At 72.1% G+C, this 21,152-nt stretch carries 18 protein-coding genes and 1 riboswitch; of the genes, 12 read left to right on the forward strand and 6 right to left on the reverse strand.

The window, feature by feature from the left end; genetic code table 11:
• Window positions 1–8: 8 nt before the first annotated feature.
• Window positions 9–1,373: a glucose-6-phosphate dehydrogenase gene (zwf, locus tag ACZ5UI_RS02065; protein WP_464193717.1), complete on the reverse strand. Its 1,365-nt coding sequence runs from the start codon at window positions 1,371–1,373 to the stop codon at window positions 9–11.
• Window positions 1,374–1,462: 89 nt separating this feature from the next.
• On the opposite strand from zwf, the gene ACZ5UI_RS02070 reads away from it, so the two are divergent.
• The 8 genes from ACZ5UI_RS02070 to ACZ5UI_RS02105 all read left to right on the forward strand — a co-directional run bounded on the left by ACZ5UI_RS02070 (window position 1,463) and on the right by ACZ5UI_RS02105 (window position 9,564).
• The gene (locus tag ACZ5UI_RS02070) at window positions 1,463–2,716 is read left to right on the forward strand and encodes a hypothetical protein (RefSeq protein WP_464193719.1); all 1,254 of its coding nucleotides are present in this window, start codon (window positions 1,463–1,465) and stop codon (window positions 2,714–2,716) included.
• 17 nt (window positions 2,717–2,733) lie between these two features.
• Entirely contained in the window at window positions 2,734–3,141 is a 408-nt protein-coding gene (locus tag ACZ5UI_RS02075) for a DUF6314 family protein (protein WP_464193721.1), read from the forward strand.
• Between the two features lie 25 nt (window positions 3,142–3,166).
• Window positions 3,167–6,568 carry a DNA polymerase III subunit alpha gene (locus ACZ5UI_RS02080; protein ID WP_464193723.1) on the forward strand — a complete coding sequence of 1,134 codons (3,402 nt, stop codon included), beginning with the start codon at window positions 3,167–3,169 and terminating at the stop codon, window positions 6,566–6,568.
• Between the two features lie 39 nt (window positions 6,569–6,607).
• Entirely contained in the window at window positions 6,608–7,093 is a 486-nt protein-coding gene (locus ACZ5UI_RS02085; RefSeq protein ID WP_464193725.1) for a c-type cytochrome, read from the forward strand.
• A gap of 51 nt (window positions 7,094–7,144) precedes the next feature.
• Complete coding sequence (locus tag ACZ5UI_RS02090) at window positions 7,145–7,495, forward strand: TraR/DksA family transcriptional regulator (protein WP_464193727.1); 351 nt, start codon at window positions 7,145–7,147, stop codon at window positions 7,493–7,495.
• A gap of 186 nt (window positions 7,496–7,681) precedes the next feature.
• A riboswitch (cyclic di-AMP (ydaO/yuaA leader) is annotated at window positions 7,682–7,832 on the forward strand.
• On the forward strand, window positions 7,833–8,390 hold the full coding sequence (locus ACZ5UI_RS02095) for a hypothetical protein (protein WP_464193729.1): 558 nt from the start codon (window positions 7,833–7,835) through the stop codon (window positions 8,388–8,390).
• Window positions 8,391–8,592: 202 nt separating this feature from the next.
• A complete protein-coding gene (locus tag ACZ5UI_RS02100; protein ID WP_464193731.1) occupies window positions 8,593–9,144 on the forward strand; it encodes a carboxymuconolactone decarboxylase family protein in 552 nt (183 codons plus the stop codon).
• Window positions 9,145–9,168: 24 nt separating this feature from the next.
• Window positions 9,169–9,564: a winged helix-turn-helix transcriptional regulator gene (locus ACZ5UI_RS02105; protein ID WP_464193733.1), complete on the forward strand. Its 396-nt coding sequence runs from the start codon at window positions 9,169–9,171 to the stop codon at window positions 9,562–9,564.
• Here ACZ5UI_RS02105 and ACZ5UI_RS02110 read toward each other — a convergent pair.
• From ACZ5UI_RS02110 to ACZ5UI_RS02120, 3 genes are read right to left on the reverse strand one after another with little or no spacing between them, the layout of a single operon-like run.
• Window positions 9,524–10,798 (reverse strand): dihydrolipoamide acetyltransferase family protein, encoded by a 1,275-nt coding sequence (locus tag ACZ5UI_RS02110; RefSeq protein ID WP_464193735.1) that lies wholly within the window; start codon window positions 10,796–10,798, stop codon window positions 9,524–9,526. The two genes, ACZ5UI_RS02105 and ACZ5UI_RS02110, sit on opposite strands and share 41 nt — an antisense overlap.
• A gap of 7 nt (window positions 10,799–10,805) precedes the next feature.
• Entirely contained in the window at window positions 10,806–11,813 is a 1,008-nt protein-coding gene (locus ACZ5UI_RS02115; RefSeq protein ID WP_464193737.1) for an alpha-ketoacid dehydrogenase subunit beta, read from the reverse strand.
• A gap of 4 nt (window positions 11,814–11,817) precedes the next feature.
• Window positions 11,818–12,945 carry a thiamine pyrophosphate-dependent dehydrogenase E1 component subunit alpha gene (locus ACZ5UI_RS02120; protein WP_464193739.1) on the reverse strand — a complete coding sequence of 376 codons (1,128 nt, stop codon included), beginning with the start codon at window positions 12,943–12,945 and terminating at the stop codon, window positions 11,818–11,820.
• 93 nt (window positions 12,946–13,038) lie between these two features.
• On the opposite strand from ACZ5UI_RS02120, the gene ACZ5UI_RS02125 reads away from it, so the two are divergent.
• Together ACZ5UI_RS02125 and ACZ5UI_RS02130 are read left to right on the forward strand one after the other, a co-directional pair.
• Entirely contained in the window at window positions 13,039–13,752 is a 714-nt protein-coding gene (locus tag ACZ5UI_RS02125) for a GntR family transcriptional regulator (protein WP_464193741.1), read from the forward strand.
• Between the two features lie 81 nt (window positions 13,753–13,833).
• Entirely contained in the window at window positions 13,834–15,177 is a 1,344-nt protein-coding gene (locus ACZ5UI_RS02130; RefSeq protein WP_464193743.1) for a glutamine synthetase family protein, read from the forward strand.
• On the opposite strand, the gene ACZ5UI_RS02135 is transcribed toward ACZ5UI_RS02130, so the two are convergent.
• Complete coding sequence (locus ACZ5UI_RS02135) at window positions 15,137–17,521, reverse strand: MMPL family transporter (protein WP_464193745.1); 2,385 nt, start codon at window positions 17,519–17,521, stop codon at window positions 15,137–15,139. The two genes, ACZ5UI_RS02130 and ACZ5UI_RS02135, sit on opposite strands and share 41 nt — an antisense overlap.
• Window positions 17,522–17,534: 13 nt before the next feature.
• On the reverse strand, window positions 17,535–19,487 hold the full coding sequence (locus ACZ5UI_RS02140; protein WP_464193747.1) for a thioredoxin domain-containing protein: 1,953 nt from the start codon (window positions 19,485–19,487) through the stop codon (window positions 17,535–17,537).
• Between the two features lie 26 nt (window positions 19,488–19,513).
• On the opposite strand from ACZ5UI_RS02140, the gene ACZ5UI_RS02145 reads away from it, so the two are divergent.
• A complete protein-coding gene (locus tag ACZ5UI_RS02145; RefSeq protein WP_464193749.1) occupies window positions 19,514–19,906 on the forward strand; it encodes a Rid family detoxifying hydrolase in 393 nt (130 codons plus the stop codon).
• The gene (gene ilvA, locus ACZ5UI_RS02150; protein WP_464193751.1) at window positions 19,903–21,117 is read left to right on the forward strand and encodes a threonine ammonia-lyase; all 1,215 of its coding nucleotides are present in this window, start codon (window positions 19,903–19,905) and stop codon (window positions 21,115–21,117) included. Before ACZ5UI_RS02145 ends, ilvA begins: the two co-directional genes overlap by 4 nt.
• The last annotated feature ends 35 nt before the right edge of the window (window positions 21,118–21,152 follow it).

Consider the following 21,152-nt stretch of genomic DNA (forward strand, 5'->3'; position numbering starts at 1 on the left):
GGTGAGGGTCACGATGCGTTCTCTCCAACTCGTGGGGGCAGCCAGGACCGGCCACGCGGCAGGAGGTGGTTGGCCTCCTCGGGACCCCACGTGCCCGGCTCGTAGAAGTGGATCGGGGTGGCGTTGTCGAGGATGCCGTCGACGACGCGCCAGGCGGCCTCGACGGTGTCCTGGCGGGCGAACAGCGCCTGGTCGCCCTTCATCGCGTCGCCCAGCAGGCGCTCGTAGGGCTCCATCTCGTCGTGCGGGCGCTCGTCGAGGTCGAGGGAGACGTCCTGGCCGCGCATCGTCTCGCCGGGCATCTTCGCGCGCACGTCGAGGGAGATGATCAGGTCGGGGTTGATCTGGAAGCGCAGGCGGTTGGGCGTGCCCGCGTCGAACACCTGCTGCGGCGGGGCGGTCAGCTGGACGGTGACCTCGGTGGCCGAGACCGGCATCTCCTTGCCCGCGCGGATCAGGAACGGCACGCCGGCCCAGCGCCAGGAGTCGGCGCGCAGGCGCACCGCGACGAACGTCTCGACCGTCGAGTGCTCGGCCACGCCGGCCTCGTCGCGGTAGCCGACGAACTGGCCGCGCACGACGTCGGCGGGCTTCAGCGGGCGCAGCGAGCGCATGAAGCGGACCTTCTCGTCGCGGATCGCCTCGTTGCTGTGCTCGGACGGCGGGTCCATCCCGATGATCGCCAGCACCTGCAGGAGGTGGTTCTGGACGACGTCACGGATCGTGCCCGCTTCCTCGTAGAACGCGCCGCGCCCCTGGACGCCGAAGTTCTCGGCCATCGTGATCTGCACGTGGTCGACGTACTCGCGCCGCAGCAGCGGCTCGATGAAGGTGTTGGCAAAGCGCGTGTAGATGAGGTTCTCGACCGGCTCCTTGCCCAGGTAGTGGTCGATGCGGAAGATGCAGCCCTCGGGGAAGACCGTGTGCAGCACGCGGTTGAGCTCCTCGGCCGATGCGAGGTCGTGGCCGAACGGCTTCTCGATGACCACGCGCGCGTTGTCGGCCGCGCCGCTGGTGTTCAGCGCCTCGACGACGGTGGCGAACAGCGACGGGGGGATCGCCAGGTAGTGCAGCGGCGCCTTGGCGTCACCCAGCTGCCGGCGCAGCTCCGCGAACGTCTCCGGGTCGGCGTAGTCGCCGTCGACGTACTTGAGCAGGCCGAGCAGCTTCTGGAAGGCCTCGTCGTGCTCGGCGATCGAGTCGTGCGCGCGCTGCTTGAGGTCGTCCAGCGTCCAGCCCGCCTTGGCGACGCCGATCACCGGGACGTGCAGCACCCCGCGCCGGACCAGCGCGTGCAGCGAGGGAAAGATCTTCTTGTGGGCGAGGTCTCCGGTGGCGCCGAAGAAGACGAACGCATCGCTCTCGTGACTCATGACATCGGCAAGGGTGGCAGAGCGGGCGGCTCGGTGCCTGCCGATGTGTGTGTTTCGTAACAGTTTCGTGCGTGTTTCCGCGCTGACTGGTGTGGCGCCGTGACATCTGCCTCAGCACGCTGACGGTCATGGACAAACGCGGTCAGGCGTCGGTGGAGTGGGTCGGGGCGGTGTTGCTCATCGCCGCGGTGATGGCGACCGTCGTGCTGCTCGCCCTGCCGGGCGACGGGATCGCCGGCGCGTTCGTCCGCCAGTTCCATCGGGCGCTGTGCATCGTCGGCGGCGGGGTGTGCGATCTGGATCGGCGACCGTGCCCGGTGCAGTCCACGTCGACCCATGACGACGCCCACATGAACTTCGGGATCCTGCGGGTCGGCCACGACCAGCTGATGCTCTACGAACGCCAGTCCGATGGCACGGTCCTCGTGACGCACCTGGGCGATTGGAGTGCCGGTGTGGAGGTTGGCGTCGGCGCCGACGGGACGTTCAAGGTCAAAGGTGTCTCGCTGTCGGCCTCGGCCGCCGCGCGACTGGCTGCCCTCGGCCAGGTCGGCGGCGGCGACACATGGCGGTTCCCCGACGTGGCGTCGGCACAGGCGGGCATGTCGGCGCTGTCCGATGGTGACGACCCGGCGGGCGGGGAACGCGTCGAGCATGTGTTCCGCATCGGCGAGCGGGTGGACATCGACGCCCAGGCGTCGCTGCAGTCGCTGAAGGCGGCGGCGGGCATCGACGCGAGCCTCGTCGGCGCGATGGCGCAGGACTCGCGCGACGGCTCACAGACGATCCTCCTGGATCGATCCGCGTCGGCGGGATTGCTGCTGCGCGGCGGATCGTCGGTCACCGGCACCGGTCGTGCCGCCGGCGACGAACGCATCGCGATCCGCTTCGATACGGACTGGAAGCCGCTCGAGCTGTCGATCGTGCGTACCGGGCAACTCGAGGCCGCCTACAGCCTTCCGGACGTCGTCCAAGGCGTCGCCGACGATGTGACCGGTGGGAGCCAGAGAGGTCGCAGTTACGTCGTCGAGCAGCGCCTGGACCTGACCGATCCGGAGAGTTGGCGCGTGACCAAGGGCTCGCTGCTCGCGCTGATCAGCGCGACACATCTGGGCCGCGACACGGATGCGCTGCGCGAACGAGTCGAAGCGGCCGGCGTGACGGAGGTGCGCACCTACGGGCTGCAGACCGCGGACAATGGCCTCGGGGGTCACATCGCCGTCGGCGTGAAGTTCGGCGGTGGAGTGAGCAAGACGGTGCAGGAGCAAGAGCTGCTCGATGCACGGGTGCGCGGTCCCGACGGCCTGTGGCGGACCCGCGACGATTGTCTGGTGGCGGTGTGAGTGCCTACGGTGTCGGCATGGAGGATCTGGTCGACTTCCTCGAAGGTCGCTGGACGATCGAGCGCAACCTGTACGAGGGCGACGCGCGGGGCACGTTCGGCGGCGTGGCCGAGTTCGTGCGCAAGCGCAACAAGCTGGTGTGGGACGAGCGTGGGCGGCTGCAGTGGCAGCGCTATGACGGCGAGGCGCGCCGGCGGCTGCTCATCGTGCCGGTCGGCGGTGGGTGGGAGGTGCGCTTCGAGGACGGGCGCCTGTTCCACCCGATCGACCTCGGCGAGCAGCGGTTCGAGGCGTTCCATCCGTGTGGGGAGGACGAGTACACGGGCACGTACCGCGTGGTGGACGAGGACGAGCTGCTGGTGCGCTGGCTGGTGCGCGGTCCGCGCAAGGACCAGGAGATCATCAGCCGCTACCGGCGCGTGTGACACCGTCCTGGAGGCATGCGAACATGTGTTCGCCTTGTCCTCCTACGTCGAGCTCCATCTGCACTCCGCCTACTCGTTCCTCGACGGGGCCTCGATGCCCGACGAGATCGTCCCGGCGGCGCTGGAGCTGGGCCACGACACGCTCGCGCTGACCGACCACAACACGCTGTCGGGGGCGATGGAGTTCGCCCAGGCGGCCAAGGGCACCGGGCTGCGGCCGCTGTTCGGCGCCGAGGTCGACGTCACCGATGCGGTGGGGCGCAAGGCGGGCGCGCCGCCGCGGCACCTGACGCTGCTGGTGCGCGACGCGTCCGGCTGGCGCAGCCTCTGCCGCCTGCTCACGCACGCGCACGCCGACACGCGCGTGGCGGGCAAGGCGGGCTTTGCGCGGGATCCCTCGGTGACGATGGAGCAGGTCGTCGCGCACGCCGAGGGGCTGGTGTGCCTGAGCGGCTGCGCCGCGCGGGGCGTGCGCGACGAGCCGACGATGCGCGAGCTGCTCGACGCGTTCGGGCCGGAGTCCTTCCGCGTGGAGCTGCAGCGGCCGTTCGCGCGCCATGACCGCGCGCTCAACCGGGGCATGGCGTCGCTGGCCCGGCGGCTGGGCGTGCCCTGCGTGGCCACCGGCAACGTCCACGCGCACTCGCGCGCCCGCGCGCAGCTGCAGGACGCGTTCGTGGCCATCCGCGAGCACACGACGCTGGACGCCTCCGAGCCGTTGCGGCGGGGCAACCATGCGCACGTGCTGGCGCCGCCGGCGGCGATGGTGTCCCGCTTCGAGGACCACCCCGACGCGGTGGCCGAGACGGTGCGCCTGGCCGAGTCGCTGACCTTCGACCTGACCGCGGACCTCGGCTACCAGTACCCCTACGCCGACGACCAGGACGCCGACCAGCGTCTGGCCGAGCTGTGCCTGGACCGGCGCGAGGAGCGCTATCCGCACGGCCATCCGCTGCGCGGGCAGGCTGAGGCGCGCATCGACGAGGAGCTGCGGGTGATCCGCAAGCTCAACCTGTCGGGCTTCTTCCTGCTGCATCACGAGCTGCTGGAGCTCGCGCGCGACGTCGCGGCCGAGGTGCGCGGGGGTGCGGCGGCGCGGTCGCTGCTGCCGCCCGGGCGTGGGCGCGGGTCGAGCGTCTCGTCGATCGTCTGCTACCTCACCGGGCTGTCGCACGTGGACCCGTTGGAGAACGCGCTGGCGCTGGGGCGCTTCCTCAACGAGGACCTGTCCGCGCTGCCCGACATCGACCTGGACTTCCCGCGCGACGTGCGCGAGGTGCTGATCCCGCGGGTGCACGAGCGCTACGGGCGCGAGCAGTCGGCGCTGGTGGCGGCGTTCCCGACGTTCAAGGCGCGCGGGGCGATCCGCGAGATCGGCAAGGCGCTGGGGCTGCCGCCGGGCGAGCTGGAGCGCGTCGCGCGCGGCTCGGAGGGGTGGGGCGCGCACGGGGTCGAGAAGGACATCGCCGTGGCGCTGGGGGAGGGACGCGAGCGCGAAGGCCGGTGGCGCTGGCTGGCCGAGCTGTCGGGCGAGGCGGCCGGGCTGCCGCGCCATCTGTCCCAGCACTCGGGCGGGATGATCGTCTCGACGCGGCCGCTGATCGACTGCTGCCCGGTGCTGCCCGCGGCGATGGAGGGCCGGCAGATGGTGCAGTGGGACAAGGACTCCTGCGCGGACGCCGGCTTCCTGAAGATCGACCTGCTGGGGCTGGGGATGCTGTCGGCGGTCGAGCGGACGGTCGAGTTGGTCGCGCGGCGGCGCAACGAGACGATCGACCTGTCGCGCATCCCCTTCGACGACGCTCCCACCTACGAGGCGATCCAGAACGCGGAGACGACCGGGGTCTTCCAGATCGAGAGCCGGGCGCAGATGGGGTCGCTGCGCCGCACGCGGCCGGAGAACCTGGACGACCTGACCATCCAGGTGGCGATCGTGCGACCGGGCCCGATCGTCGGCGGCGCGGTCAACCCGTACATCGAGCGCAAGCAGCGGCTGCGCGTCGATCCCGACTACGAGATCCCCTTCGACCACCCGTCGCTGCGGGAGGCGCTGGAGGACACGCTGGGCACGATCATCTTCCAGGACCAGGTGCTCGAGGTGGCGCAGGCGTTCGCGGGCTTCACCGCCGGGCAGGCCGAGAGCCTGCGGCGGGCGATGAGCCGCAAGCGCTCGTCGGCGGCGATCGAGGCTCACCACGCGGGGTTCGTGAGCGGGTCGATGGCGCTGCACGCCGACGTCGACGAGGCGCTGGCCGAGCGGGTCTGGCAGATGGTCGTCGGGTTCTCGGGCTTCGGGTTCCCCAAGGCGCACGGGGCGGCGTTCGGGCTGCTGGCCTACCAGTCGACCTGGCTGCGGGTGCACTTCGGCCCGGAGTTCCTGTGCGCGCTGCTGGATGAGCAGCCGATGGGCTTCTACCCGCCCGACGCGCTGGTGCACGAGGCGCAGCGGCGGGGCATCGAGATCCAGGCGCCCGACGTCAACGCCAGCGCGGTCGAGTGCTCGGTCACACCGGAAGGGGCGGTGCGGGTCGGGCTGGGCTACATCCACGGCGTGCGCGGCGGCGAGGTCGCGGCGCTGGTGGCCGAGCGCGAGCGGGGCGGGCCCTACCGGACGATCGAGGACCTGGCGGCGCGGGCGGGCGCGGGACGGCCGGCGCTGGAGCAACTGGCCTGGTCGGGCGCGTGCGACCGGCTGGTGGTCGGCCAGGGCGGCGCGTCGGTGGCCCGGCGGACCGCGCTGTGGCAGCTGGGCGTGGCCGCGCCGTCGACGCCGGTCGGCGATCACGGGACGCAGCTGGCGCTGTCGCTGGACCTGCCGGCGGCGCCGGAGCTGGCGGGACTGGGGGACTGGGACGCGATGGTCGCCGACTACGCCACGACCGGGATGGCGATCGCCCACCATCCGTTCGCGCTGCTGCGCGGGCACCTGACCAGCCAGGGCGTCGTGTCCAGCCGGGCGTTGGAGGACCTGCGACACGGGACCGACGTGCAGCTGGCCGGGCTGGTGATGGCGCGCCAGAAGCCGGCGACGGCCAACGGGGTGTGCTTCCTGCTGCTGGAGGACGAGTTCGGGACGGTCAACCTGATCGTGCCGCCGCCGGTCTACGAGCGCGACCGGCTGACCGTGCGCTCCGAGCCGCTGGTGATCGCCGAGGGGCGGATGGAGCGCTACGCGTCGGCGGGCGGGGCGATCAACGTCGTCGTGCGGCGGTTGCGGCCGCTGCAGGTGCCCACCGGGCGGCTGGCCTCGGTGCACGATCTGCCCTCCGCGGTGCCGCAGGAAGGCGCGGACGGGGCGCGCGAGAGCGGCGTCGCGGTGGGGGAGGAAGCCGAGGCGGCGTTGGCGGCGGCAGGCGGTTCTGCGGGCGGCGCGTTCCGGGCGGTGGCGCCGCCGGTGCAGAGCTTTGCGCGGGGGCGGAGCCGATGAGCAAGCCGATCCGGGGCGCGGCCCGATAGATTCCCGGACATGGCCATTGCTGTACTTGTCATCTTCTGGGTCGTTATCGGAACGGGCGTCGTGCTGGTCGCGATGGCCGCGACCCGCAAGCCGCATCGCGAGGACGATGGCGGCTCCCGGGCTGGACGCCTTGCCTTCGGCGTTGGCCTCACGCTCCTCGTCGTGCTCGGCGCGATCGTCATCCCCACGGTTGTCATGGTCGACAACTCGGAGTCGAACGCCGAGGCGAAGGGCGGCGTGGACCTCACCGCGGCCGAGGTGCGCGGACGCGAGATGTTCGCGGCCAACTGCGCCGTCTGCCACACGCTGTCGGCCTCCAACGCGGTCGGTCGCGTGGGCCCGGACCTCGACACCCTGCGTCCGCCCAAGGCACTCGTGCTCGACGCGATCGCCAAGGGGCGCGCGCGCGGCATCGGCCAGATGCCGGCCGACCTGCTCAGCGGTGAGGACGCGCAGGACGTGGCCGACTACGTTGCGGCGGTCGCCGGGCACTGACCCGGAGATCTCAGCGGCGGTCGGAACCCGAACGCCAGGAGGAGATCGACCATGGACGAAGCCCGAGCGAAAGAGCTGTTGGCGGCCGAGCGTGCGCGCATCGAAGGCCTGCTGGCCTCGGCCAGCGCGCCCGACGCCGGCCCCGACGACGAGCCGCACCTGGAGCAGCACGTCGCCGACCAGGCCAGCGACCTGTACGACAAGGAGCGCGACGAGGGCCAGGCCGAGGACCTGCGCGACCGCCTGGCGGCGATCGAGCGGGCCGAGCAGCGGTTGGCCGACGGCACCTTCGGCACGTCGACGATCAGCGGCGAGCCGATCCCCGACGCGAGGCTGGAGGTCGTGCCCTGGGCCGAGCGCACCGTCGCCGAGCAGGCCACCTGGGAGCGCGGCGGCAACTAGTGCCCTGAGGTCCGCCGTGTCTGACGGCGGACCACCGCGGCGCTGACCATCCGGTCGGCAGGCCCGGGCTCACGAGGAAATTCGCCCAAAGTCCGGCCTGATCAGGGTCGGGCGGGCCTTGACATCTTCCGTGCAGGTTTCCAGAAGAAAACCGCTGTTGCAGGGATTTCCCGAATCGCTAGGATGGCCAACGTTCCGCTGAGTCGTCCCCGGCAATGAGGCCGGCCGATGAGCGGGGGACCCGATGCCGTCCGGGGCGAATCGCACAATGTGCGTAGCGCGAAACTCTCATGCGCGAGCCCGTCAGCTAACCCCGTAAGCCGTCAAGAGAGAAGCGATGCCCCACGCTGCCCGAGCCCAGGACTCCTGGTCCGACCCGCCGCCCCGTCGCCCCCGCCGTCAGGCTGCCGATTGGGCCTCGCCGGAAGATCTCGAGATCCTGAGCACGATCGGCCGCCCGCGGGAGGCCGACTGGTCCGTCCTGACGCTGGAGCGCGACGACGAGGCCGGCGACGCGTTCGCCGCCGACGACGACGCCCCCGCCACGGTCGACGCCGCGGCGATGGCCCGCCGGCCCATGCGGGTCGTCGCGTCCGAGCCCGAGCAGTCCTACGACGTCGAGCCCGACGTCGTCGCGCACATGCAGATCGCTCCCGCCGGCCCGGCCCCGCTGGACCTGCCGCCGCAGCGCGCCGCCAACGGCCGCCGCACGGTGGTCATCCGCGGCCAGGTGGCCGAGCGCGAGCGCCCCTACGCCACGACCGCCCAGCGCCACCGCCCGTCCCGCCGCCCGAGCGAGCGCGTCGGCGCCCGCCCCGACCGCGTCGCCCTGTGGGCGTTCGGCCTGGGCCTGCTGCTGATCCTCGTCGCGGTGCTCAGCGCCGCCGGCGCCTGACCGCCGCCGTCCATCCCGCGGCCGCACCGGCCGCCACACCAAGCCATCCGAAGCCCGCCACCGCAGCGGGTTGTCGTCGTCGTGTGATCGCGGTTGCGCACGTCCGCGCCGGGGCGTATCCTTACGAATCGTAAGGTGCTGAACCTTGTGAAGCGCCGGACCCTCTCCCTCATTCTCGAAGGGCCGCCCCATGAAGACAGCGATGAGCCGATTCCCCGTCCACGACGACCTGACCGCCCCGGAGGGGTCGCTGCCGGTGCTGCGCGGCGCCCTGGCCAGCGCCGGCCAGCTCCCGAACTTCCTCGCCGTCCTGGCCGAGTCCCCGGCGGCCCTGCGCGGCTACGCGCGCTTCCGTTCCGAGCTGCGCCGCGGCTCGCTGACGCTCTCGACGCTCGAGCGCATCTCGCTCGGCGTGGCCGAGCACCACGACTCCCAGCCGGGGATCGTGCTCCACACGCGCCTGGCCCGCAACGCCGGGCTGGGGCAGGACGAGATCGCCCGGGCCCGCGAGTTCAGCTCCGAGGAGCCCAAGGAGGCGGCGCTGCTCGCGCTCCTGCGCGCGCTGGTCGAGAACCCCGGCACCCCGCCGATGCACCTCCACGAGGAGGCCATCGAGTCGGGCTGGACGCACGAGCAGCTGCTCGAGGCGATCGCCTACGTCTCGATGGAGACGTTCACCGCGATGGTCAACGTGGCCGGCAACATCCCGGTGGACGGGTCCAGCGAGATGACCAGGCAGCTGCAGGCCGCGTAATCCCGAGGGCGTAGGCTCTTCGTGATGGCCGAAGACCCCGATTGCACCTGCTGCCCGCACCTCCACGAGGCGGTGGAGCTGATCGGCAGGCGTTGGACGGGGGCCATCATCGAAGTCCTACGCCACGACGGGCCGCTGCGGTTCTCCGAGCTCGTCAACGCGATTCCGGGCCTGTCGGACCGGCTCTGCTCGGAGCGCATGAAGGAGCTCGAGGCGCGCGGCGTCGTCGAGCGCACGGTCCACGCGGGGCCGCCCGTGCGCGTCGAATACGACCTCACGCGGATGGGCCGGGCGCTGGGCCCGTCGCTCAACGCCCTGCAGGCCTGGGCGCAGGAATGGCTGAACGAGCCGTCCGCGGCCGACGCCGAAGCCGACGCCGCTAGAACGCCAACGCGAGCGGGTTCTCCAGCAGCGCCTTGACCCGCCCGAGGAACTGGGCGGCGTCGGCGCCGTAGAGGATCCGGTGGTCGCTGGCCATCGTCACCGTCATCATGTGGCGGGCCACGAGCTCGCCGTCGCGCACCACCGCACGTGGCTCGATCGCGCCGACGGACAGGATCGCCGCCTGGGGCGCGTTGACCACCGAGGTGAACGCGGTCACGCCGAACATGCCGAGGTTCGACACGGTGAACGTGCCCCCCGACAGGTCGGGCGGGCGGACGGAGCCGTCGCGGACGGCGGCGGCGAGCGCCCGGGTGGTGCGGGCGATCTCGCCCAGCGACTTGGTGTCGGCGTCGAACACGGTGGGCACCACCAGCGCGTCGTCGCCGGCGACGGCCATGCCGACGTTGACGGCGGCGTGCAGCTCGAAGTGGCCGTCCTTGTAGGAGCCGTTGGCCCGCGGGTACTCGCGCAGGGCCAGGGCGCAGGCCTTGATGACCATGTCGTTGAACGACGGCACGGGCTGGCCGTCGGCGGCGGCGTCCTTGAGCTGCGCGCGCAGGCCACGGGCGCCGTCCATCTCGATGTCCATCGAGACCTCATACGACGGCACGGTGGCGCGCGACTCGGCCATGCGCCGGGCCACGACCTGCTGGGTCCGATTGAGCTCGACGACCTCGACGTCGCCCTTGTTCCCGCCCGGGCTGGGCGCGGCGGCGGGGGCCGGCTCGGGCGCGGCGGCGACGGGCGCGGGAGCGGCGGCGACGGGCGCCGGCGCGGCGGCCGGACCCGACTCCAGCGCGGACAGCACGTCGGCCTTGACGATGCGCCCGGCCGGGCCGCTGCCGGTCAGCTGCTGCAGATCGATCGACGACTCGCGGGCCAGACGGCGGGCGACCGGCGACGCCTTCACGCGCTCGCCGTCGGCATGGCCGTTGGTCGCCGCGCCGACGCCGGCGGGCACGGGCGCCTCGACGGGCGCAGCGGCCGCGACGGGTGCGGGAGCGGCGGCCTCGGTGGGCGCCTCCTCGGCGGCCGCAGCCGCCGGGCTGGCCGCGCCCTCACCGATGTTGGCGATCGTCGCGCCGATGGCCAGCGTCGATCCTTCCGCAGCGACGATGTGCAGCGCCCCGTCGTCATCGGCCTCGTAGGCCATCGTCGCCTTGTCGGTCTCGATCTCGACGATCTCCTGACCCCGCGACACGGTGTCCCCGTCGCTGACCAGCCAGCGCAGGATCGTGCCCTCCTCCATCGAGTCAGACAGGCGCGGCATGACGACTTCAGGCACCACAGACCTCCCGGGCGGCGGCGAGGATCTTGTCCTCGTGGGGCAGAGCGGCGTCTTCCAGCGACTTCGCGTAGGGCATCGGCACCTCGGCCATGCCCACCCGGCCGACCGGCGCGTCCAGGTCGTCGAAGCAGGCCAGCGAGATGCGCGAGGCGACCTCGGCGGTGACGCCGTAGGACGCCCAGCCCTCCTCGACGCACAGGGCGCGGTTCGTCTTGGCCACCGAGGTGGCCACGGTCTCCATGTCCAGCGGTCGCAGCGAGCGCAGGTCGATCACCTCCGCGGAGATTCCCAGATCGGCCTGCAGCCTGTCGGCGACGTGCAGGCAGCGGGTGACGGCGAAGGAGTGGGCGACCATCGTCAGGTCGGTGCCCTGGCGAGCGATGTGCGCCTTGCCGATCTCCACCACGCCGTCGACGGACGTGTCGACCTCGCCCTTGGTCTTGTACAGCTGCAGGTTCTCGACGACCAGGATCGGGTCGTCGTCGCGGATCGCCGCCTTCAGCAGGCCGCGCGCGTCGGCGGGCGTCGCGGGCGCGACGACCTTCAGGCCCGGCACGTTGGCGAACCAGCCCTCGAACGACTGCGAGTGCTGGGCCGTCAGCTGGTTGCCCGCGCCGTTGGGCGTGCGGATGACCAGCGGACAGCCGACCTTGCCGCCGAACATGTAGCGGACCTTCGCGGCGTGGTTGATGATCTGGTCCATGGCCACGACGATGAAGTTCAGGGTCATGATCTCGGCGACCGGGCGCAGGCCCGACATGGCCGCGCCGACCGCGGCGCCGACGAAGCCCTCTTCCGAGATCGGCGTCTCCATCACCCGCTCGGGCCCGAAGTCGTCGAACAGCCCCGCGGTCACCTTGTAGGAGCCCTGGAAGACGCCGATCTCCTCGCCCATCAGGAAGACCGTCTCGTCGCGCTCGAGCTCCTCGCGCATGGCCAGGCGCAACGCCTCGCGGTAGGTCATCGTCTCGATGCCCGGCACCGTGTCGGCTCCCATGGCCCTAGACCGCCGCGGCGAGCAGGTCGATCACGGCGGCCTCGCCGGCCGGCGAGCCCGGCCGCATGCGCGAGAACTGCTCGCCCGTCTGCGGGTCGCCGTAGACGAACTCGGCCAGCGTGGACGGGTCCGGCATGGGGGAGGCCTCGGCGAAGGCGACGGCCTCGTCGACCGTCTGCTGCGCCTCGGCGGTGATCGCGTCGAGCTCCTCGGTGGTGATGCCCTCGGCCACGAGCTTCTCGGTGACCAGCGCGATCGGGTCGCGCTTGTCGGCCCACTCGGCGATCTCCTCCTTGGTGCGGTAGGCCGTGCCGGCGTCGGCGACCGAGTGGCCGCGCAGGCGGTAGGTCATGACCTCCAGCACCGCGGGCTTGCGCTCCTCGCGGGCCCGGGTCATGAGCGCGTCGGTGGCCTCGTAGACCGCCTCGACGTCCTGCCCGTCGACGCGCTCGCCGTGCATGCGGAAGGCCGATGCGCGCTTGTAGATCTCGGGCTCGGCGTTGGACTGCTCGACGGTGGTGCCCATGCCGTAGCCGTTGTTGAAGACGGCGAAGACGACCGGCAGGTTCCAGATCGCGGCCAGGTTCAGCGACTCGTGCCAGGCGCCCATGTTCACGGCGCCGTCGCCGAGCTCGCACATGACGGCCATCTCCTCGCCGCGCTTGACGCCGGCCAGCGCCATGCCCGTGGCGATCGGCAGCTGCCCGGCGACGATGCCCCAGCCGCCGAAGTAGCCGTAGTCGGGATCGAGCAGGTGCATCGAGCCGCCGCGGCCGGCGGCACAGCCGTCCTCGCGGCCGAACAGCTCGGCCATCACGGTCGTGGGCGGGACGCCGCGGGCCAGCGCGAAGCCGTGCGAGCGGTAGGAGGAGAGCAGCTTGTCGGCCGGCTTGAGCGCGGCGACCGAGCCGACGTTGGCGGCCTCCTGGCCGATGGCCAGGTGGCAGTACCCACCGATGCGCGCCCGCTTGTACTGACGCTCGGCCTCCTGCTCGAACAGCCGGATCAGCGTCATCTGGGCCAGGGCGTGGCGCAGGTCGAGCGGCTCCGATACGTGCGCGGGAAGCGCCGGAACGGCTTCTGGACGGCGGCTGGAACGGGCGGTGGTCGTGCGTCGGCGGGTGGTCGCCATGAGGTGTCGGCCTCTCTCCGGGTGCGTGACGTGGCACACATTGTATCCACGGCTGCTGGTGGATACAACCGAAATGTTGGATGATGTGGATCCATGGAGAAGACGAGCCCGGACCGGCAGAACGTGGACCTGGTCCACGACCGACTGCGCGGCTCGATCCTGCGCGGCGAGTTCGCCCCCGGTGAGGAGCTGCAGCAGGTGCCGCTGGCCGAGCAGCTCGGCGTCAGCCGCACGCCCCTGCGCGAGGCCTTCCGCCTGCTCCAGCGCGAGGGGCTGCTCGAGGCCAGCCCGAACCGCTCCTACCGCGTCACCGCGTTCTCCGCGCGCGACCTCGAGGAGCTCTACGTCACGTTCCTGCCCTTGCAGGCGCTGGCCATCCGCCTGACCATCCCCCGGCTGACCAGCGAGGACATCGCCACGATGCATGGCGACCTGGCGCAGATGGACCACTACGCCTCCACGCACGACGTCGAGGCCTGGGAGCGCCCCCACACCGACTTCCACCGCCGCCTGGTCCAGCACGCCGGCCGCCGCGTCGTCGAGCTGCTCGACCAGCTGGGCGACCACGCCGGGCGCTACCGGCGCGTCTACCTGGAGGGCACCTCCTACGGCTTCGACGCGGCCGCCGCCGAGCACCGCGAGATCCTCGAGGCCTGCCGGGCCGGCGAGACCGACCTGGCCGCGTCGCGCCTGGCCAACCACCTGGCGCACACCGCGTTCGACGTGCTGGGCATGGCCGACGCCGCCTACGAGACCGGCGCCCTGCAGATGGCCCTGGCGGTCGCGGCCCAGCCGCTCGATCGCTGACCGCCACGACTGACGGTCCAACCCGCTTCCGGCGACCCGTCCAGTCAGGCAGCCCGCGCGTCGATTAGGCTCCCGCCCGCCATGTCCGAAGACCCCCAGCCCAAGACCGTCGACGACGTCAAGGCCCTGGTGGAGGAGCACGACCTGCGCTTCATCCGCCTGTGGTTCACCGACATCCTCGGCCAGCTCAAGTCGTTCTCGATCAACACCGAAGAGCTCGACGACGCCTTCGGCAACGGGATGGGCTTCGACGGCTCCTCGATCACCGGCTTCAACGCGATCGAAGAGTCCGACATGGTCGCCATGCCGGACCCGAGCACGTTCGCGATCCTGCCCTGGCGCCCGGAGGAGCAGGGCGTGGCCCGCGTCTTCTGCGACATCCACACGCCCGAGCGCGTCCCCTACGAGGGCGACCCGCGCCAGGTGCTGCGCCGCGCGCTGCAGCGGATGGAGGGCATGGGCTACGACGTCTTCAACGTCGGCCCCGAGCTGGAGTACTTCCTGTTCGAGGACAACAAGTCCACCAAGGTGCTCGACGAGGGCGGCTACTTCGACCTGACCACGCTGGACGCCGGCTCCGACGTGCGCCGCGAGACGGTGCTCGCGCTGGAGCAGCTGGGCATCCACGTCGAGTACTCCCATCACGAGGTCGGCCCCTCGCAGCACGAGGTCGACATGCGCTACGCCCCGGCGCTGAAGATGGCCGACGACTGCATGACGTACCGCATCACGGTCAAGGAGATCGCGATGAAGTACGGCTGGCACGCGACCTTCATGCCCAAGCCGCTGTTCGGCGAGAACGGGTCGGGCATGCACACCCACCAGTCGCTGTTCACCGGTGGGCGCAACGCCTTCTACGACCCCGACGACCAGTACTTCCTGTCGGATGCGGGCAAGGCGTTCATCGCCGGCCAGCTGCGCCACGCGCGCGAGCTGTCGTCGATCTTCGCCCAGTGGGTCAACTCCTACAAGCGCCTGGTGCCCGGCTACGAGGCGCCCGTCTACGTGGCCTGGTCGCGGCGCAACCGCTCAGCGCTCGTGCGCGTGCCGCTCTACCACCCCGGGCACGAGAACTCGACCCGCATGGAGCTGCGCTGCCCCGATCCGGCGTGCAACCCGTACCTGACCTTCGCGGCGCTGCTGCAGGCCGGCCTGGAGGGCATCGAGAAGGGCTACGAGCTGCCCGAGCCGATGGAGAAGAACCTCTACCACCTGGCGCCCGACGACCGTAAGCGCCTGGGGATCGAGCAGCTGCCCGAGACGCTGGGCGAGGCGATCGAGATCACCGCCGAGTCCGAGCTCGTGCTGCGCACGCTGGGCGAGCACATGTTCAACCGGTTCATCGAGATCAAGCGCCAGGAGTGGGACGACTACCGCGTGCAGGTCACGCAGTGGGAGCTCGATCGCTACCTGCCGGTTCTGTAGCCAGGCGCGACGGCCACCAGATCCTCGGCCCGACGAGGAAGACCAGCGCGGGCACGAGGATCGACCGCACGACGAAGGTGTCGAGCAGCACCCCGAAGGCGATCACGAAGCCGATCTCGGTCAGGAACGTGAGCGGCAGCACGCCCAGCACGGCGAACGTGCCGGCCAGGACGACGCCCGCCGAGGTGATCACGCCGCCGGTCACCGCCAGCCCGCGCAGCATCCCGTCGCGGGTGCCGTGCTGGAGCGCCTCCTCGCGCACCCGGGCCATCAGGAAGATGTTGTAGTCGACGCCCAGCGCGACGAGGAAGATGAAGGCGAACAGCGGCAGCGACGGGTCGCTGCCGGGGAAGCCGAAGAGCACGTCGAAGACGACGGCGCCGACGCCCAGGGCGGCCAGGAACGACAGCACGACGGTCACGACGAGCAGGACCGGCGCGACGATCGAGCGCAGCAGCACGCCGAGGATCAGCAGCACGATCACCAGCGCGATCGGGATCAGCAGCCGCGTGTCGTCGCCGGAGGCCTGGCGCAGGTCGTACTCGACCGCGCTGGGGCCGCCGACCAGCGCGTCGGGCGCCACCGCGCGCACCGCGTCGCGCAGCTGGGGCACGATGTCGAACGCCTGCTGGGAGTAGGGGTCGGCGTCCAGGTAGGCGGCCAGCTGGATGCCCGCCTCGCCGCGGGCCACCGGCCGTGCCGGCACCTCCGCCACGCCGGGGACGTCGCGGGCGGCCTGGACCGCCGGGGCGACGTCGGCCGAGTCGAACACGACGATGTCGCTGGGCGCCGACTGCCCGGGCGGGAAGGACTGCGCGATCAGCTGCTGGCCCTCGATCGACTCGACGCTGTCGCGGAACTGGTTGCTCTGCGTCAGCCCCGTGGAGAAGTTCAACAGCCCCAGGGCCATGACGATCAGCGCCAGGACGCCGACGGTGCCGACCCGGCCCGGGTGCCGCGCGACGAAGTCGCCCACGCGCCGCCACACGCCGTGGGTCTCGTCGACGGCGTGCTCGCGCGCGTGCATCCGCGCCTCGAACCGGCCCAGGGCCCCGGACCGCAGCCGCCGGTAGGGGCCGACGAACAGCAGGGTCAGCACCGCCACCACGGCCAGCACGATCAGCCCGGTGACCGGCGCGGCGGCGGCGAAGGCCAGCGCGGCCAGCACGCCGACGATCACGAACGTGGTGACGCCGGGACCGAGCCGGTCGACGACCGCGGCCAGGCCGGGCACGCGCATCGGCCGGTGGTCGGGCGCGTCGCGGCCCTCGGGTCCGTAGGGCACGAACGGCCAGAACGGACGGCGACCGGCGATCGTCAGCAGCGCCGGCAGGAACGTCAGCATGACCAGCAGCGCCACGCCGACGCCCATCGCGCCCACGGGGCCCAGGCCCGCGGTGCCGTTGACCTTGGCCAGCGTCAGCGACAGCAGCGTGGCCATCACGGTCAGGCCGGAGGCGAAGATGGCCGGGCCGGCGCGGCGCAGGGCCAGCGCCATCGCCTCGTGCTTGTCCTGATGGCGGCGCAGCTCCTCGCGGTAGCGGGCGACGAGCAGCAACGCGTAGTCGGTCCCCGCCCCGATGACCAGGATCGACAGGATCGCCGAGCTCTGGCCGTTGACCGTCACGCCCACCTCGGTCAGCGCCCAGCCGAAGCCGCGCGCGCCCAGCTCGGCCACGACGACGGCCAGGATCGGGAAGAACCAGAAGACCGGGCTGCGGTAGATCAGGATGAGCAGGCTGATGACCAGCAGCAGCGCGGCGCCGACGAGCGTCCCGTTGATGCCCTCGAAGACCTTGATCGCGTCGGCCGAGATGCCGGCCGGGCCGGTGACCTTGACCTCCAGGCCGCCGCCCGGGTCGCTGACCAGCTCGCGGTAGCGGTCGACGGGATCGATGATCTGGGCGCTGTCGCCGGACCCGTCGGCCTTGATCACGTTGCCGGTCAGCGCCGTGGCGCCGTCGGGCGCGAGCAGGTAGGGCGGTGAGCCGCGCGGGTCGGTCGGGTTGCCGAAGGGCGTGGTGTTGGGGAACTGCTTCGTCGTCGCGTTCAGGCGCGCGACGTCCCGATCGATCAGGCGGCGATCGGCGTCGGTCAGCCCGCCGTCGCGGTGGAAGACGACGACCGTCGGGGCGGTCTCGGCGCCGGCCAGCGACTCGGTCACGTCCAGGGCCTTGGTCGACTCGGCGCTGCCGGGCAGGAACGAGCGCGACTCGTTCTGCTCGGCGTCGGCGAAGCGGCCCGGCAGGTTGGCCGCCAACATCACCACGAGCACGGCGATCCACGCGAAGAAGACGATCCACTTCGATCGCCGCCCGGTGGTGATCTTGGCCAGAAGTCCCACGCCGAGGACGAACCTATTGCAGCTGGGCGGCCAATGCTCCCGGGTCGGTGACGGGCAGCTGGCAGGCGAAGCGCTCGCACACGTAGGCGGCGGTCCGCCCGTCGACCGGCTCGCGGCCCTCCAGCAGCGGCACGCGCGCGTCGGGACCGCTGCCGCCGGCCAGGACCACGCGCGGACGGTAGGTGGCGTGGACCTCGGCCACCAGCGGGCCGGGATCGGGGCCGACGATCGCCACCTCGCGCGCCGGGCCGATCGCCCAGGCCAGCGCCTGCAGCAGGTGGCCGAAGGCCGACGGATGGCGCGGCGCGATCTCGTGGACCAGGCGGATCGTCGACAGCGCGTGCTCCTCGTAGCGCGCGTCGCCGGTCAGCGCGTGCAGGCGCAGCAGGCCCAGCGCGGCCGCCGACGAGCCCGACGGGATCGGCGAGTCCTCGAGGTCCTTGCGGCGGGCGACCAGCGTCGGGTGGTCGTCGGAGGTCGAGAAGAAGCCGCCGTTGACCGGGTCGGAGAAGTGGGCGGCCAGCAGCGCGTCGGCCACCTCGCGGGCGGCGTGCAGCCACTGCGGCTCCCAGGTCGCCTCGTACAGGCCGACCAGCGCCTCGACCAGGAACGCGTGGTCCTCGAGGTGCCCGGCCAGGCGCGGGGTGCGCAGCACGCGGCCGTCCGGTGCGCGGTGCGCGTCCAGCAGGTAGCGCGCCGCGGCGCGCGCGGCGTCGAGGTAGTCCGCGCGGCCCAGCACCGCCCCGGCGTCGGCCAGGGCGCTGATCAGCAGCGCGTTCCAGGAGGTCAGCTGCTTGTCGTCCAGCGCCGGCCAGACGCGCGCCGAGCGGACCCGCAGCAGCGCGGTCCGCACGCGGTCCCGGGTGGCCGGATCGGGCTCGGGCCCGCGCGCCTCGAGCACGTTGAGCCCGTCGAAGTTGCCGCGCTCGGAGGCCCCGAACCAGGCGATCGCCGCCTCGGCGTCGTCGCCCAGCACGGCGCGCAGCTCGGCCAGCGTCCACACGTAGAACTTGCCCTCGACGCCCTCGGAGTCGGCGTCCAGCGCCGACCAGAACCCGCCGTCGGGCGCGCGCAGCTCGCGCAGCGCCCAGTCCAGCGTGTCCTCGCAGGTGCGCCGCAGCAGCTCGTCGCCGACCATCTGCCAGCCGTGCAGGTAGGCCCGGGCCAGCAGCGCGTTGTCGTAGAGCATCTTCTCGAAGTGCGGGACCGTCCAGGTGGCGTCGACGGAGTAGCGCGCGAAGCCACCGCCGACCACGTCGTGCAGGCCGCCGGTGGCCATCATCCGCAGCGTGTGGACGGACATCTCGGTCTCGCCCTGGCCGAGCAGGAAGTCGATCGCCGACGCGGCCGGGAACTTGGGCGCGCCGCCCCAGCCCCCGAAGCGCGGCTCGTAGGTCTCGCGCAGGCGCGCCACCGCGGCGTCGAGCTGCACCGGGTTCAGCGCCGCGGCCGACGGCTGCAGCGCCGCCGAATGCGAGAGGCGCTCGCGCAGCACCGCCGCCTGCTCGCGGATCGCCTCGCGCCGGTCGGTCCACGCGTCGGCCACGGCCAGCAGGATCTGCGTCCAGGACGGCTGGTTCATGGCCGGCCGGGGCGGGAAGTAGGTGCCGCCGAAGAAGGGCACCTGCTCGGGCGTGAGGAAGCAGTTCAGCGGCCAGCCGCCGTGCCCGGTCATCGCCTGCACCGCCTCCATGCACACCGCGTCGACGTCCGGGCGCTCCTCGCGGTCGACCTTCACGCACACGAAGCGCTCGTTCATCAGCGCCGCGACCTCGGCGTCCTCGAAGGACTCACGCTCCATCACGTGGCACCAGTGGCAGGCCGAGTAGCCGATCGACACCAGCAGCGGCCGGTCGAGCTCGCGCGCGGCCGCCAGCGCCTCCTCGCCCCACGGCCGCCAGTCGACCGGGTTGTCGCGATGCTGGAGCAGGTACGGCGAGGTCTCGTGCGCGAGCGCGTTGGCCATCCCGCCACGGTAACTTCCCTCGCCGAATGCCCTCACACCGCGAGACCGTCACCGCCCTGGACGCCCCCGCCGCGATCGGCCCCTACTCGCATGCCGTCAAGAGCAACGGCCTGCTGTTCTGCTCGGGCCAGATTCCGCTCGATCCCGCCTCCGGCGAGCTGGTCGGCGACACGCCCGCCGACCAGGCGCGCAAATGTCTGGAGAACCTGTCCGCGGTGGTCGCCGCCGCCGGCGCGCAGCTGGCCGACGCGGTCCAGGTGACCGTCTACCTGACCGACATGGCCGCTTTCGCCGAGGTCAACGAGGTGTACGGCACGTTCTTCGAGTCCGACCCGCCCGCTCGGGTGGCGATCGGCGTCGCCGCGCTGCCCAAGGGGGCGCAGGTCGAGGTCGCCGCCGTCGTCGCGCTGTCGGGATGAGCGTCGACGCCGACCGGGTCCTTGCGGCACGGTCAGCGATCGCCGATGTGGCCCGGCGCACGCCGGTGCTGTCCTCGCAGACGCTGAGCGAGCTGACCGGCGGGGCGATCGTGCTGAAGGCCGAGTCGCTGCAGCGCACCGGCTCGTTCAAGATCCGCGGCGCGCTGAACAAGCTGGCCGCGCTGGGGGACGCGTGCCGCAACGGCGTCGTGTGCGCCAGCGCGGGCAACCACGCCCAGGCGCTGGCCGCCGCCGCGCGGGCCCGCGGCGTGCCCTGCGAGGTCGTGATGCCCATCGGTGCGCCGGTGGCCAAGGTGGAGGGGGCCGAGGCGCTCGGCGCTCACGTGATCCTGCACGGCGACGGCGTCGACGACTGCTTCGCGCTGGCCCAGGAGCGGGCGGCCGAGCGCGGTGAGGTGTTCGTGCACCCGTTCGAGGACCCCGACGTGATCGCCGGCCAGGGCACGCTCGGCCTCGAGCTGCTGGAGGACGTGCCCGACCTGGCCAAGGTGATCGTGCCGATCGGCGGCGGCGGGCTCGCCGCGGGCGTCGGCCTGGCCATCAAGGCCGCGCGGCCCGACGTGGAGATCGTCGGGGTGCAGGTGTCGACCTATCCGGCCGCGCGCGCGTCGCTGGCCGCCGGCCATCCCGTCCACCTGCAGCCGCCCGACATCACGATCGCCGACGGCATCGCGGTCAAGCGCCCCGGCGAGCTGACCCTCTCGCTGATGCGCGACGTGATCGACGCGATCGAGCTGGTCGACGAGGACGACGTGGCCGAGGCGATGGTCCTGCTCATGGAGAAGGCCAAGCTCGTGGTCGAGGGCGCCGGTGCCGTCGGCGTCGCCGCGCTGCTGGACGGGACGATCCAGCCCGCGCGGACGGGCTCGACCGTGGTCGTGCTCAGCGGCGGCAACGTCGACGCCGGGCTGTTGGCCTCCGTCGCCCGCCGCCACGAGACCGAGGTCGGGCGGCGCATCGCGCTGCTGACCAAGGTGCCCGACCGCCCCGGCGCGCTGGCGGCGCTGCTGGAGCGCATCGCCCGCGAGGGGGCCAACCTCGTCGAGGTCGAGCACGTGCGCGAGGGCATCGACCTGCACGTGCGCGAGACCGCCGTGCAGCTGGTGCTGGAGACCCGCGGGCCGGCCCACGCCGACCGCGTCCTGGCGGCGATCGCCGACGACGGCTACGAAGCGCGCGTGATGCGCTAGCAAGACGGCCGTGTGGGAACGCGCATCGGCGGATA

Source organism: Conexibacter sp. JCM 18997, assembly GCF_055391915.1.

Bases quoted from the DNA above. Each gene is read 5' to 3' on its own strand.
- ACZ5UI_RS02125 (WP_464193741.1), top strand. From the start codon at position 13,039: ATGGAGAAGACGAGCCCGGACCGGCAGAACGTGGACCTGGTCCACGAC.
- ACZ5UI_RS02085 (WP_464193725.1), top strand. From the start codon at position 6,608: ATGGCCATTGCTGTACTTGTCATCTTCTGGGTCGTTATCGGAACGGGC.
- ACZ5UI_RS02100 (WP_464193731.1), top strand. From the start codon at position 8,593: ATGAGCCGATTCCCCGTCCACGACGACCTGACCGCCCCGGAGGGGTCG.
- ACZ5UI_RS02115 (WP_464193737.1), bottom strand. From the start codon at position 11,813: ATGGGAGCCGACACGGTGCCGGGCATCGAGACGATGACCTACCGCGAG.
- ACZ5UI_RS02075 (WP_464193721.1), top strand. From the start codon at position 2,734: ATGGAGGATCTGGTCGACTTCCTCGAAGGTCGCTGGACGATCGAGCGC.
- ACZ5UI_RS02105 (WP_464193733.1), top strand. From the start codon at position 9,169: ATGGCCGAAGACCCCGATTGCACCTGCTGCCCGCACCTCCACGAGGCG.
- ACZ5UI_RS02140 (WP_464193747.1), bottom strand. From the start codon at position 19,487: ATGGCCAACGCGCTCGCGCACGAGACCTCGCCGTACCTGCTCCAGCAT.
- ACZ5UI_RS02145 (WP_464193749.1), top strand. From the start codon at position 19,514: ATGCCCTCACACCGCGAGACCGTCACCGCCCTGGACGCCCCCGCCGCG.
- zwf (WP_464193717.1), bottom strand. From the start codon at position 1,373: ATGAGTCACGAGAGCGATGCGTTCGTCTTCTTCGGCGCCACCGGAGAC.
- ACZ5UI_RS02120 (WP_464193739.1), bottom strand. From the start codon at position 12,945: ATGGCGACCACCCGCCGACGCACGACCACCGCCCGTTCCAGCCGCCGT.
- ilvA (WP_464193751.1), top strand. From the start codon at position 19,903: ATGAGCGTCGACGCCGACCGGGTCCTTGCGGCACGGTCAGCGATCGCC.
- ACZ5UI_RS02090 (WP_464193727.1), top strand. From the start codon at position 7,145: ATGGACGAAGCCCGAGCGAAAGAGCTGTTGGCGGCCGAGCGTGCGCGC.
- ACZ5UI_RS02110 (WP_464193735.1), bottom strand. From the start codon at position 10,798: ATGCCGCGCCTGTCTGACTCGATGGAGGAGGGCACGATCCTGCGCTGG.
- ACZ5UI_RS02095 (WP_464193729.1), top strand. From the start codon at position 7,833: ATGCCCCACGCTGCCCGAGCCCAGGACTCCTGGTCCGACCCGCCGCCC.
- ACZ5UI_RS02130 (WP_464193743.1), top strand. From the start codon at position 13,834: ATGTCCGAAGACCCCCAGCCCAAGACCGTCGACGACGTCAAGGCCCTG.